This is a genomic window from Clostridium sp. UBA5119 (genome assembly GCF_002414285.1).
In the GTDB taxonomy this organism is placed as follows: domain Bacteria; phylum Bacillota; class Clostridia; order Clostridiales; family Clostridiaceae; genus Clostridium_J; species Clostridium_J sulfidigenes.
Map to the genome: position 1 here is coordinate 40,424 of NZ_DHYX01000039.1, position 12,394 is coordinate 52,817.

The 12,394-nt window shown below is 30.8% G+C and carries 13 protein-coding genes and 2 pseudogenes; all 15 read right to left on the bottom strand.

Annotation, left to right across the window (positions count from 1 at the left end):
• Positions 1 to 239: 239 nt before the first annotated feature.
• Entirely contained in the window at positions 240 to 467 is a 228-nt protein-coding gene (locus B2671_RS05475) for a KH domain-containing protein (RefSeq protein WP_035132761.1), read from the bottom strand.
• A 29-nt stretch (positions 468 to 496) separates the two neighbouring features.
• Entirely contained in the window at positions 497 to 739 is a 243-nt protein-coding gene (gene rpsP / locus B2671_RS05480; protein WP_035132758.1) for a 30S ribosomal protein S16, read from the bottom strand.
• A gap of 39 nt (positions 740 to 778) precedes the next feature.
• Positions 779 to 2,121, bottom strand: a pseudogene (gene ffh / locus B2671_RS05485) (signal recognition particle protein).
• An 11-nt stretch (positions 2,122 to 2,132) separates the two neighbouring features.
• Positions 2,133 to 2,480, bottom strand: a complete 348-nt coding sequence (locus B2671_RS05490) for a putative DNA-binding protein (RefSeq protein ID WP_346848355.1) — start codon at positions 2,478 to 2,480, stop codon at positions 2,133 to 2,135.
• A 70-nt stretch (positions 2,481 to 2,550) separates the two neighbouring features.
• A complete protein-coding gene (gene ftsY / locus B2671_RS05495) occupies positions 2,551 to 3,462 on the bottom strand; it encodes a signal recognition particle-docking protein FtsY (protein ID WP_346869507.1) in 912 nt (303 codons plus the stop codon).
• An 11-nt stretch (positions 3,463 to 3,473) separates the two neighbouring features.
• Positions 3,474 to 5,153: a hypothetical protein gene (locus B2671_RS05500; protein ID WP_346869508.1), complete on the bottom strand. Its 1,680-nt coding sequence runs from the start codon at positions 5,151 to 5,153 to the stop codon at positions 3,474 to 3,476.
• Positions 5,154 to 5,222: pseudogene (locus B2671_RS17515) on the bottom strand (hypothetical protein); the annotation flags it as partial.
• A complete protein-coding gene (locus B2671_RS05505; RefSeq protein WP_346869509.1) occupies positions 5,192 to 7,033 on the bottom strand; it encodes an AAA family ATPase in 1,842 nt (613 codons plus the stop codon). The gene B2671_RS05505 and the pseudogene B2671_RS17515, both read right to left, overlap by 31 nt.
• A 217-nt stretch (positions 7,034 to 7,250) precedes the next feature.
• Positions 7,251 to 8,330, bottom strand: a complete 1,080-nt coding sequence (locus tag B2671_RS05510; protein WP_346869510.1) for an elongator complex protein 3 — start codon at positions 8,328 to 8,330, stop codon at positions 7,251 to 7,253.
• Positions 8,323 to 9,021, bottom strand: coding sequence for a ribonuclease III (gene rnc, locus B2671_RS05515; protein WP_346869511.1), 699 nt, complete (start codon positions 9,019 to 9,021; stop codon positions 8,323 to 8,325). The genes B2671_RS05510 and rnc overlap by 8 nt, the downstream gene beginning before the upstream one ends.
• 135 nt (positions 9,022 to 9,156) lie before the next feature.
• Entirely contained in the window at positions 9,157 to 9,387 is a 231-nt protein-coding gene (gene acpP / locus B2671_RS05520) for an acyl carrier protein (RefSeq protein ID WP_035132743.1), read from the bottom strand.
• Between the two features lie 139 nt (positions 9,388 to 9,526).
• The gene (gene plsX, locus B2671_RS05525) at positions 9,527 to 10,519 is read right to left on the bottom strand and encodes a phosphate acyltransferase PlsX (protein WP_346869563.1); all 993 of its coding nucleotides are present in this window, start codon (positions 10,517 to 10,519) and stop codon (positions 9,527 to 9,529) included.
• Between the two features lie 100 nt (positions 10,520 to 10,619).
• A complete protein-coding gene (gene rpmF / locus B2671_RS05530) occupies positions 10,620 to 10,802 on the bottom strand; it encodes a 50S ribosomal protein L32 (RefSeq protein WP_035132741.1) in 183 nt (60 codons plus the stop codon).
• Positions 10,803 to 10,804: 2 nt separating this feature from the next.
• Positions 10,805 to 11,305 carry a DUF177 domain-containing protein gene (locus tag B2671_RS05535; protein WP_346869512.1) on the bottom strand — a complete coding sequence of 167 codons (501 nt, stop codon included), beginning with the start codon at positions 11,303 to 11,305 and terminating at the stop codon, positions 10,805 to 10,807.
• 243 nt (positions 11,306 to 11,548) lie between these two features.
• A partial coding sequence (locus tag B2671_RS05540) for an acetate kinase (RefSeq protein WP_346869513.1) occupies positions 11,549 to 12,394 on the bottom strand: 846 nt, incomplete at its 5' end.

Here is a 12,394-nt window from a genome sequence, read left to right on the forward strand (position 1 = left end):
TTTAATTACTTAATATTATTAACACAAAAAATTTTCATAAACTCAGTTTACCCGATGACTATTAGCTCTAATACTTCCACCTTCTTCTCAAGTTGGGAGTTAAGAGCTACTACGTCCCTGGATAACGATTTCTAAGTATCGAAAATACTGATACTAAGAACTCTGTTTATTATAATAATTCTTTGTAATTCTTGTCAACTACAATATATAAAAAAATAAGAGCTAGGTATTCCTAACTCTTATATTATTTCTACAACAACTCTTTTATTTTCTTTAATCGCTGCTGCTTTAACAACAGTTCTAATAGACTTAGCTATTCTTCCCTGTTTTCCAATTACTTTCCCCATATCTTCTTCAGCAACCTTTAATTCTAAAATTATAGAATGCTCTCCAGCAATTTCATTTACTTGCACTGAATCAGGGTTATCAACTAATGACCTTGCAATAATTGTAAGTAATTCTTTCATGGATTGCGCCTCCAATCAATTAAACTTTCCTATTTTATTCCTGCATTGTTGAAAAGTCTTTTAACTGTGTCTGTTGGTTGAGCTCCATTTTTTACCCATTTAACTGCTTTCTCTTCATCGATTTTAACAGTTACTGGCTCTGTAGTTGGATTGTAGTATCCAATCTCTTCAACAAATCTTCCATCTCTTGGAGATCTTGAATCAGCAACAACTATTCTGTAGAAAGGAGCTTTTTTAGCACCCATTCTTCTTAATCTTATTTTTACTGCCATTATATTTTCACCTCCTTCAAAGGTTATGTGTATTTGAACTTAGAAAGGTAATTTTCCAAACAAGCCTTTTTTACCAAATTTACCAGCCTTGCCTCCCATGCCCTTCATCTGTTTCATCATTTTTTTCATCATCTCGAAGTCTTTTAAAAGTTTATTCACTGCTTGAATAGTTGAACCTGAACCATCTGCAATTCTCTTCTTTCTAGATGGAGAAGAAGACACTATGCTTGGATTTTTTCTTTCCTTTGTAGTCATGGAATGTATTATTGCTTCCATGCTGCCCATATTTTTCTCACTTTGTGAAAAATCTACACCCTTTAATTCCTTTGCATTAAAGCCTGGAATCATTTCAACCAACTTGCCCATAGGTCCTAAATTTTTCATTTGATTCATAGTCTCTAAAAAGTCCTCAAGATTGAATTCTTGATTCATCATTCTGTTACCGAGTTCTGTAGCTTTCTTCTCATCGATAGCTGATTGAGCTTTCTCAATTAAAGAAAGTACATCTCCCATACCAAGTATTCTTGATGCCATTCTCTCTGGGTGGAAGATTTCCAAATCTGTCATCTTCTCTCCCATACCTACATATTTTATAGGTTTTTCAGTGATTGCCTTAATTGATAGTGCAGCACCACCTCTGGTATCACCATCCAACTTGGTAACGATAACGCCTGTAATATCTAGTGTATTATTAAAGGTTTCAGCTACATTTACTGCATCTTGACCTGTCATAGCATCTACAACTAATAAAATTTCTGATGGATTTATTGAAGCTTTTATATCTTCAAGTTCTCCCATCAGCGCTTCATCTATGTGAAGTCTTCCTGCCGTATCCACTATAACTACATTAGCTCCAATGCTCTTAGCATGTTCAATGGAAGCTTTTGAAATATCTACTGGGCTATTTTTATCTCCCATAGTGAATACAGGTACATCTATTGACTTTCCTACAACTTGTAGTTGTTTTATAGCTGCTGGTCTATAAACGTCACAGGCTACTAGTAATGGCTTTTTATTGCTTTTTCTAAGATTTAGAGCCAGCTTTCCTGCCATGGTTGTTTTACCTGCACCTTGGAGACCAACTAACATTATCATTGTTATTCCATTGTTGACAAATTCTATTTTCTTTTCAGTGGTTCCCATTAACTCAGTTAATTCTTCATTAACTNNGGTGTTAAACTTTCCATAACTTGATCACCAAGACATTTTTCACTGACAGACTTTACAAAGTTTTTAACAACTTTATAATTTACATCCGCTTCTAAAAGAGCAAGTTTTACTTCTCTCATAGCCTCTTTAATATCTTTCTCTGAAAGCTTACCTTTACCCTTTAGCTTTTTTATGGTCTCTTGTAATTTGGAAGATAGTCCTTCAAAAGCCATATGAAAACCTCCTATACATTCTCTTCTATATCTTTAATTATATGGTCTATTTCTTTTTTTATATTTTCTTCAGAAGTAGTACCTTTTAACCCTTTTAATTTGTTAATAATTTCAGTCTTAGAGTTTTCTATAGCTAAGGTTTTTTTCATTAAGTGAAGTTTACTTTCATACTCTTCTAAAAGATTACCACATCTTTTAATTAAGTCATGAATTGCTTGCCTACTAGTATTATTAACTTCTGCTATTTCTGATAGAGATAAGTCATTATTATAATATAAATCCATAATATCTCTTTGTTTATCAGTAAGTAATGAGTTATAAAAATCTAGTAAAATTGATATTTCAACTCTTTTTTCCATATAATCACCCAACTCACAAAACTTATATTAACAAATTAATTTTAAGCTGTCAAGTATTTTTACTTAACAGTTAAAATAAAGCTTCTACAAAATCTCTAGAATTAAATTCTTGAAGATCATCTATACCTTCCCCTACTCCTATATATCTAACTGGAATATTTAAAGTATGTTTTATAGAGATAACTATACCACCCTTAGCTGTACCATCTAGCTTTGTTAGAATTATACCATCTATAGGACATATCTCCATAAATTGTTTTGCTTGAATAACTGCATTTTGTCCAGTAGTAGCATCTAAAACTAGTAAAGTTTCCTTTCTAGCTTCTCCATACTCTCTATCGATAACTCTATTAATCTTTCCAAGTTCATCCATAAGATTTTTCTTATTATGAAGTCTACCTGCAGTATCACAAATTAACACATCAACTTTTCTAGCCTTTGCAGCCTGTACTGCATCGTATATAACAGCTGCTGGATCTGAACCTTCTTGATGTTTTATCATATCCACATTAGCTCTATTACTCCAAACTTCTAATTGATCTATAGCTGCCGCTCTAAAAGTATCTGCTGCTGCTAATAAAACCTTATAATTATTATTTTTTATTCTAGCAGCCATTTTTCCAATGGATGTAGTTTTACCTACTCCATTAACACCAATGACTAATCTTACTTCTGGTGTTGATTCAGGTATTATTGAGGTTTCATAGTCTCCTAGCATATCCATAATTATAGATTTCATAGCTGGAAGTATCTCTTCAGTATCATTGATTCTTTCAGAAACAACCTTTTTTCTAAGCCTTTCAATAATTTCTACTGAGGTTTCTACCCCTATATCGCTAGTTATTAATACTTCTTCTAGTTCTTCATATAAATCATCATCTATAGTAACTGCAAGTTTTAATACTTGAGTCACTGCATCATTTATAGTATTTCTAGTTTTGCTAAGCCCCTGTTTTAACTTATCAAAAAATCCTCCAAACATATTAAGCCTCCTTATTTCTTATTAAATTCCATGGATACTACCTTAGATACACCCTTTTCTTCCATAGTAACTCCATAAATCATATCACTGGTTTCCATGGTTCCTTTTCTGTGAGTTATTACTATGAATTGTATGTTTTCAGAGAATTTTTTTAAAAATTCTCCATATCTAAGTACATTAGCATCATCTAACGCTGCCTCAATCTCATCTAGTATGCAGAATGGAGTTGGCTTCATCTTTAGTATTGCAAATAGTAGTGCAATGGCTGATAAAACCTTCTCTCCTCCTGAAAGTAGATTTATATTTTGAAGTTTTTTTCCTGGTGGCTCTACATCTATTTCAATCTTACAGGTTAGCTCATCATCACCTTGAAGACTTAAATCAGCACTTCCACCCTTAAATAACTCCTTAAAAGTCTCATTGAAGTAAATCCTGAGCTGCTTAAAATTCTCCATAAACACATCTCTCATCTTTTCAGTTATCTCGCCTATGAATTCAATTATTTCTTCCTTAGACTTAACTAAATCTTCCCTCTGTGTACTCATAAAAGTATACTTTTCATTTACTTCTTTAAATTCTTCTATGGCACCTAGGTTAACTACTCCAAGAGCAGTTATTCTCTTTTTCAATTCTGCAACTTCATTCTTTAATATAGCTATATCATAACCCTCTAGTTTAAAACTTAATCCTTCTGCAAAGGTAAGATTATACTCTTCATTAAGCTTCTTCAATAGAACTTCTTCTTCTGATTCAATTTTAGCCAAAGAAATCTGATTTTTATGAATTTCTTTTTCTAGTTTATCTAATTGTAAATCAATATCTTCAATTTTTGAAGTTATAACTGGAATTTTATCTTTTATCTTTAACTTTTCTACTTGGGTTTCTTCAAAAAACTGCTCTAACTCCTTAAGTAACTTAATAATTTCCTTAGTATTTTCAGTACTTTTAGATATGTTTATTCTATATTCTTCCTTAGCTAAAGTGGATGTTTCTATATTTTTCAAATTGCTTTCAATTAGACTTTTCTCAATATCTACTGCCTGGGTCATCCTATCTAATTCTTGAATATTATTACTTATAACTTCTAAAAGCTTTGCTTTATTTATTTTTATAGAGGTTAATTCATCTTTAATGGCATCTATATATAAATTTTTGCCTTTAGTTTTATTGTTATGCTCATCATATTGACCTTCTAATTCAATTATCTTATCTTTAAGCTCAGTTAATTCCTGCTGTGAAAAAGTTAATTTAGCTTTTAAGGCTTTAATTTTCTCCTCTTCCTTACCCAGATTTTCGCTAGCTTTTTGAAGTTCTCTTTTGTTTCTCAGTTCCTCTTCTGTAACCCTGGATATTTCACCCTTAATCTTTGTTATATTAATACTCTCGTAATGTATTTCATCTCTTAAGTTAAGACCTCTATCATCTAGTTCTTTAATCTTAACATTAACTGATGTTATTTCTTCATTTTTAAGAGCAACTACTCCGTGACTTTCTTCTACTTCCTCAGTTAATTTTTCAATTTCTCTCTTTCTACCAATTACGTTAGCATTTTTAGAATAACTTCCTCCCGTTAGTGATCCCCCCGGATTAAAGACTTCTCCATCTAAAGTAACAATTCTATATTTATAGCCACAAACTTTAGATATATGTAGTCCATTATCCATAGTATCACATACAAGAGTTTTGCCCAAAACTTGATCGATTACACCCTTAAATTTATCTTCAAATTCTATAAGTTCACTAGCTNNATGCCTATATATCCCTTAGTATGCCTTACAGTTTTATCTACCACTAGGTTCTTACCCTTTACTATATTTATAGGCATAAAGGTTGCTCTTCCTATTTTACTACTTTTCAAGTAATTAATAAGATTTTTTGCTATATGTTCATCCTTGGTGACAATATTAGATATGCTAGCTCCCATAGCAATCTCTATAGCTCTTTCAAACCTCTTTGGAACCTTTATTATATCTCCAAGTACATAGCAATCCTCATTTGCTCTATAATCTTTACTATTCTCTATGTGTTGCATTAGAAGTTTTACAGATCTATTATATCCTTCATAGGAATTCTCTAAAGTTACCAAAGCATTTAGCCTAGCTTCTTTATTTCCTTGCTCTCTCAATATTTCTTTTAATTTTTTTTCTAAGATCTCTAAGTCATGCTTACACTTAGATAGTTTTTTTCTATTTTCCTTAACTTCCTCTTCATATTTCTCAATACTAATACTAGCCTTATTCTCTTCTTCTATTAAATGATTCTTAGTCTTGTTATTTATTAATATAGAATTTTTAAAAGTTTGAACATCTAATATTAAATTTTCTACATTTCCACTACTAATTTCGATATTATTTTTTAAAATATCTATTTCGCTAGTTTTAGAATTAATATTATTATAATACTTAAATTTTATCTCTTCTAATTCCTTCAATTTATTATTATCACTAGTTACACTATTTAATACATTTGTTAATTCTAATTGTTTTTTTTCTATTTTATTATTTATGTCTAATTCTTCTTCTTTTAAGGCAGCAATACTCTTTCTTTGGTTTTCTATTTTCAAATACGCTTCTTCAAGATATTGATTTTTTTGCAGTATTTCACTGTTTAATCTATTTATACTGTCTTCTAAATGTAATATTTTTTCTTCAAAGAGTTTAACTTCTCCAATTACTCCTTGATGTTTATTTTGACTTTCATAATAAATCTTTTTCTTTTCTTCTAAAATATTATTTAAAGCTTCTAGCTCTTCATTATTATTTTCATAAGCTAGTTTTAATTCATATTTTTCTTTCTTCAAGGTTTCTATATCTGTAGTTACAGCATTTATTGTGTTGTTGTATCTATCTATGTTAATTTTAGTTTTTTCCAAAAAATCTATGATTATATTAACTTCCTTTACTTTTATCTCTTCAGAAGCTTCTAAAAATATTTTGGCTTTTTCACAATCTTCTTCTAAGGATGGAAGCCTTTCTTCATAGGTAGAAATAATATCATTTATTCTAATAAGATTTTGCTCCGTGTTATCTAGTTTCTTCTCAGCCTCTTCTTTTCTTGTTTTATATTTTACTATACCTGCGGCCTCTTCTAATAACTTTCTTCTATCCTCTGACTTAGCACTTAAGATTGCATCAATTTTACCTTGTCCTATTAAGGAATATCCTTCCTTACCTATACCTGTATCCATAAATAAAGCTTGTACATCTTTTAATCTACACACAGTATTATTTATTAAATACTCACTTTCACCTGATCTATATAATCTTCTTGCAACGGTTACCTGAGAATAGGCTATATCTAAGTCAGAATCGCTATTATCTAAAGTAAGAGAAACTTGAGCAAGCCCTACAGGTTTTCTATATTGAGTACCTGCAAAGATTACATCTTCCATTTTATCTCCTCTAAGATTCCTAATACTTTGTTCACCCAGCACCCACCTTACAGCATCTGAGATATTACTTTTTCCACTTCCATTGGGACCTACAACTACAGTTACACCTTTTTTAAATGTAAGCTCTGTCTTATCTGCAAAGGATTTGAATCCTCTTATTTCGATAGATTTTAAGAACATCTATTCACACTCCTAAGCTCCTAAGATTATAGGTAAAATAAGTACTGCAGCCATAGCAATGCATATACAAGTAGTTATTATTTTTATATACTTTTCTCTTTTCTTCTTAGTCATCCTCATAAAATCCACTCCTAACTTTAATTTAAAGAAAATATCCTATAATCTTACTAGGATACTTTAAAATATATATTTACTTTAACCTATATAATCAAAAGTTTTATTGATATTTAAGTTTTAAATAATCCTTCTGATTAATTATATCTAACTTTGTACCATTATAAAACCCTATGGAAGACTTTCCTATATTTCTTTCTTGAGTTACAAAAATTTCTTTACTCTTTAATTTTTTTAGAAGCAGATTAAAATATTGCTTTTTATTAGAATAAAGCTTAGATATATCTTTAGGGTTTATATATATTTTGAACTTATCCATTTCTTTATCTTTATAGTAATCATAAATCATATCACAGTAGACACTACTCTCCACCAGCTCTCTAAAAGCAGGATGAAAAGGTCCATCTACCACATCTCCATCAGCACTAANNGTAGGTTGAAGTCCAATTCGGATAACCTTTATATCATTACCCTCCATCATTCCATAGACTATCTTACTTATATCTACAGCTTCCTCTAAAGTATATGGTTTATATAGGCCTTCCCTTAAGAGCTTTTCCATAGGAGTTTCCTTAATAACTAGGGATGGGTATATCCTACAGATATCTGGATTCATAGAAATACTTTTTCTTGTAGTTTCAATATCCTTCTCTCTTGTATCTCCTGGGAGTCCTAGCATTATTTGATGCCCTAAGGTGAATCCATATTGCTTTATTAATCTCGATGCCTTCTCCACGTCCTCTGAACTATGCCCTCTTCCTGATTTATGTAAAACTTCTTCATCTAAGGATTGAACTCCTAATTCTATAATATCTACATCAAAACTTTTTAGGTGTTCTAAAATCTCTTGGTCTATATAATCTGGTCTTGTGGATAATCTTATAAATTTAATCTTTCCTATTTTTTTATAGTTTTGAGCTACTGATAATAGTTCTCTTTGGATGCATATATTAATTCCTGTAAAAGTACCACCGAAAAATGATACCTCAATTATAGCATCACTACTATCTATAGTTTCTAAATAATCCTCTATGGTTTTTTTTACATAATCACCGTCTACATTTCCTGCGCTACCTGCTGACCCTGCATCTCCTGTAATACTATCCTGATTACAAAACACACAAGTATGGGGACATCCTATATGAGGTACAAATATAGGTATAATATAATGATTTTTACTCACTAATATCACCCCTCTTAATTAGAACTCCCCTAGCGGCCATTTGTTCAGCTTCTTTCTTACTATACCCTGAACCACTTCCTTTAGCTTCTCCATTAATTAAAACCTTCACAAAAAATTCTCTTCTATGAGGTGGTCCTTCAAAATTAATAAGAGAATAAGAAATATCTACATCTCCATTCTTTTGTAATATTTCTTGAAGCTTTGTTTTATAGTCTAAAATTATCTCATTTTTAACTGCTTTAATAATAATTGAGTTAAAGTTTTTAAGGACAAACTCCTTAGTTACTAAAAGTCCTTCATCTAAGTATACTGCTGCAATAATAGCTTCTACAGCATCAGCTAAAATTGATTCCCTATTTCTACCACCGGTTAATTCTTCACCTTTACTCATATAAATGTATTTTCCTAGTTCCCACTTCTTAGCTATTTCAAATAAAGAATTTTCACATACAATTAAAGCTCTTACCTTAGTAAGGTATCCTTCTGTTTCATCTATGTGATTAGTAAATAAATATTCAGATATAATTAATTCTAAAACTGTATCTCCTAAGAATTCTAATCGTTCATTGAATGCAGTGTTTCTTTCATTAGCATAAGAACTATGAGTTATTGCTGTTTGTAATAAAGTTAACTCTTTAAAGTCAATACCTAATTTATTTTTTAATTCTAATGTACTTTTTAATACTTTCATCTTTTTACCTCTTTCGCCAAGGTTTATTCTTCAATTTATCTAAATAACCTACCAACTTAATATTATTATTCAAGTGGATAAATTCAAGAATAAATCTAAAAATAAGGTTCCGCATTTCTACGGAACCTGCTGATATTATTCTTCTACTCGTGCTTTTATGTAGTCAACTACATCTCCAACACTAGTTATTTTTTCTGCATCTTCATCAGGGATTTCCATGTCAAATTCCTCTTCAAGGGCCATAATTAACTCAACTAAGTCCAATGAGTCTGCTCCTAAATCATCAACAAATCCAGAGTCCATAGTTATATCATTTTCATCTATGCTTAGTTGCTCCGCGATTTTTGCTCTTATCTTTTCAAACATTTTATATACCTCCTAAAAATTCAATATAATATCACTATTTAATATAATAGCATATTGGATAATAATCAACTGTTTATTTACAAATACTATATTATAATATACTAAACCTACAAAATTTTATTCACTTATTTTAATTTTTTTATTTTTCTTCTTTAAAAGCATCTTTAACTTTATCTAATACTTTTGTATCATAATAGGTTTTAGAAAGTTTAATTGCATTTTTTAAAGCCTTGGCATCTGAGCTTCCATGAGCTTTTATGCAAATACCATCAACCCCTAAAAATGCAGCTCCACCGTATTCTTTATAGTCATAGTGCTTTTTAAAGCTCTTAAATACAGGCTTTAATAATAGTCCGCCTATTTTTGTTGTTGTGGAACTCATTATTTCATTTTTAAGCTCACTTAATATGGTTTCTGCAACGCCTTCATACATCTTTAATACGGTATTACCTACAAAGCCATCACATACAAGGACATTTACTTCTCCTTTAGGAATTTCTCTCGGCTCTACATTTCCTATAAAATTTAAATTCTCTTGTTTTAAAAGTTGATAAGCTTCCTTGGTTAATTCATTCCCCTTTTCTTCCTCTGATCCTATATTTATAAGTCCTACAGTAGGATTTTCAACAGATAATACACTTTCAAAGTATACCTTACCCATTTGAGCAAACTGAGTTAAATAATGGGGTTTACAATCTGCATTAGCTCCTACATCTATTATCATAAATGGACCATTTTTACCTGGCATAACTGGTGCTAGTGCTGGTCTGCTTATCCCTTTAATCCTCTTTACAATAAGAGTACAACCTGCTAAGAAGGCTCCTGTACTTCCAGCAGATACAATGGCATCTGCTTCCTTATTCTTAACTAATTCTAAAGCTTTAACAAGAGATGAATCCTTTTTAGTCTTTAGAGCTTTTACTGGTGCTTCATTAGTTGAAATAATTTCAGTAGTATTTAAAATAGTTATTCTTCCTTTGGTATATTCATATTTTTCTAATTCTTTTTTTATAAGATCTTCTTGACCTGTAATTATTATATCTATATTATATTCTTTTTGTGCAAGAACACAACCTTCTACTATAGCTTCAGGTGAATTATCTCCACCCATTCCATCAACTACAACCTTCATAGTAACTCCTTTCATGATTTTAAAATATTTAAATACATTATATATTTTTTTCATTTAAATTTCCACATAAAAATAAAAAGAAAGTCTATCGACTTTCTTCTTATTCCTCAGTTGAAACAACTTCTCTATTCTTGTAGTAACCACAGTTCTTACAAACTCTGTGAGCAAGCTTCATTTCGTGGCATTGAGGACACTCTACTATTCCTGGTAAACCAAGTTTAAAAGTTTGAGCTCTTCTTGAATCTCTTCTTGCTTTTGAAAATTTTCTAGCTGGATTTCCCATTATTACACCTCCTTATGGTTAGAAAACATTTGTGATAGCTTTTCAAGTCTAGGGTCTACATAAAAATCAGTACAAGAACATTGTCCTGAATTTAAATCTTTCCCACAAGTCTGGCATAAGCCTTTGCAATCCTCTTTACATAACCTTTTAACAGGTAGTTCAAGGAGAATACTGTTTTCAATAATTTCATAAATATCTATATTCTCAGAATTGGTTGAGATAATCTCACAATCATCAGTGTTTGATATTTCTTCTTCTATGTGCACCTTAACTTCATAAGAAAAAGCTTTTGTACATCTAGAACAATTTAATAATACTTCAGTATCTACGTCGCCAATAAGTTCTATAACTTCCTTTTTACGACGCAAAAACCCATTAAACTTAATAGACTTGGAGTATTTTACCATTTCACTACCATCGTAAAACTTATCTTTCTCAATTTCGATATCTATATTCTTTCTCTCATAGTTCTTATCATTTAAATCTTTAAAGTTTATAATCATAACAACACTCTAAAAAAACATAATATCCCTGTTTTTTCTCATATAACTAAGAGTAGTTATATATAATGCAAAATGCATAGCTTGAGTAAAGCTCCAACTTCCCTCCTTAAGTTAATTAAATATATCATTCAAACACAAGTTATTATATAAATTATACCGATAAAAGTCAAGGTAATTTACACATGTATATTTTTTCCTTAAGATAAAAAGCTAATTTTTTACTCAAGCAGATAAATATTTTTACTATTTTGAAGTAAGTTCTTTAGTATCTCTTGCTATTACTAACTCTTCATTTGTAGGAATAACAAATACTTTTACTTTAGCTCCATCTTTGCTTACTTCTGTAGATTTTCCTCTAACATTATTCTTAGCATCATCTATTTCAATACCTAAGAATTCTAAGCCTTTGCAAATTTCTGCTCTAGTTTCTATAGCATTTTCTCCAAGTCCTGCTGTAAATACAACTGCATCTACTCCGCCCATTGCTGCAGCATAAGCACCGATCATTTCTCTTACTCTGTAGTTATATACATTTAAAGCAAGAATAGCTCTTTCATTTCCTTCTTTAGCAGCATCTTCTATGTCTCTAAAATCACTACTTACTCCTGATAATCCAAGAACTCCTGATTGTTTGTTCATTAAATTATCAACTTCTTTAGCTGTCATTTTTCCTTCATTCATTAAGAATGTAACTATAGCAGGGTCAATGTTTCCACATCTAGTTCCCATTGCTATTCCTTCAAGTGGAGTGAATCCCATGCTTGTATCTACACAATGGCCATCTTTTATAGCAGCTAAGCTAGCTCCGTTTCCAAGATGACAAGTAATGATTTTAACATCTTTTATGTCTTTGCTCATTAATTTAGCACATTCTGCTGATACATATTTATGTGATGTTCCGTGGAAACCATATTTTCTTATTCCATACTTAGTGTATAGCTCATATGGTAGTGGGTACATATAAGCAGTTTTTGGCATTGTTTGATGGAATGCTGTATCGAATACTGCAACCATTGGAGTGTTTGACATTAAGCTCTTGCAAGCATTAATTCCAATTATGTTTGCTGGATTATGAAGTGGTGCAAGTTT

Bases quoted from the DNA above. Each gene is read 5' to 3' on its own strand.
- B2671_RS05490 (WP_346848355.1), bottom strand. From the start codon at position 2,480: ATGGAAAAAAGAGTTGAAATATCAATTTTACTAGATTTTTATAACTCA.
- rpsP (WP_035132758.1), bottom strand. From the start codon at position 739: ATGGCAGTAAAAATAAGATTAAGAAGAATGGGTGCTAAAAAAGCTCCT.
- rpmF (WP_035132741.1), bottom strand. From the start codon at position 10,802: ATGGGAAATCCAGCTAGAAAATTTTCAAAAGCAAGAAGAGATTCAAGA.
- rnc (WP_346869511.1), bottom strand. From the start codon at position 9,021: ATGAAAGTATTAAAAAGTACATTAGAATTAAAAAATAAATTAGGTATT.
- B2671_RS05475 (WP_035132761.1), bottom strand. From the start codon at position 467: ATGAAAGAATTACTTACAATTATTGCAAGGTCATTAGTTGATAACCCT.
- B2671_RS05535 (WP_346869512.1), bottom strand. From the start codon at position 11,305: ATGATTATAAACTTTAAAGATTTAAATGATAAGAACTATGAGAGAAAG.
- ftsY (WP_346869507.1), bottom strand. From the start codon at position 3,462: ATGTTTGGAGGATTTTTTGATAAGTTAAAACAGGGGCTTAGCAAAACT.
- acpP (WP_035132743.1), bottom strand. From the start codon at position 9,387: ATGTTTGAAAAGATAAGAGCAAAAATCGCGGAGCAACTAAGCATAGAT.
- plsX (WP_346869563.1), bottom strand. From the start codon at position 10,519: ATGAAGGTTGTAGTTGATGGAATGGGTGGAGATAATTCACCTGAAGCT.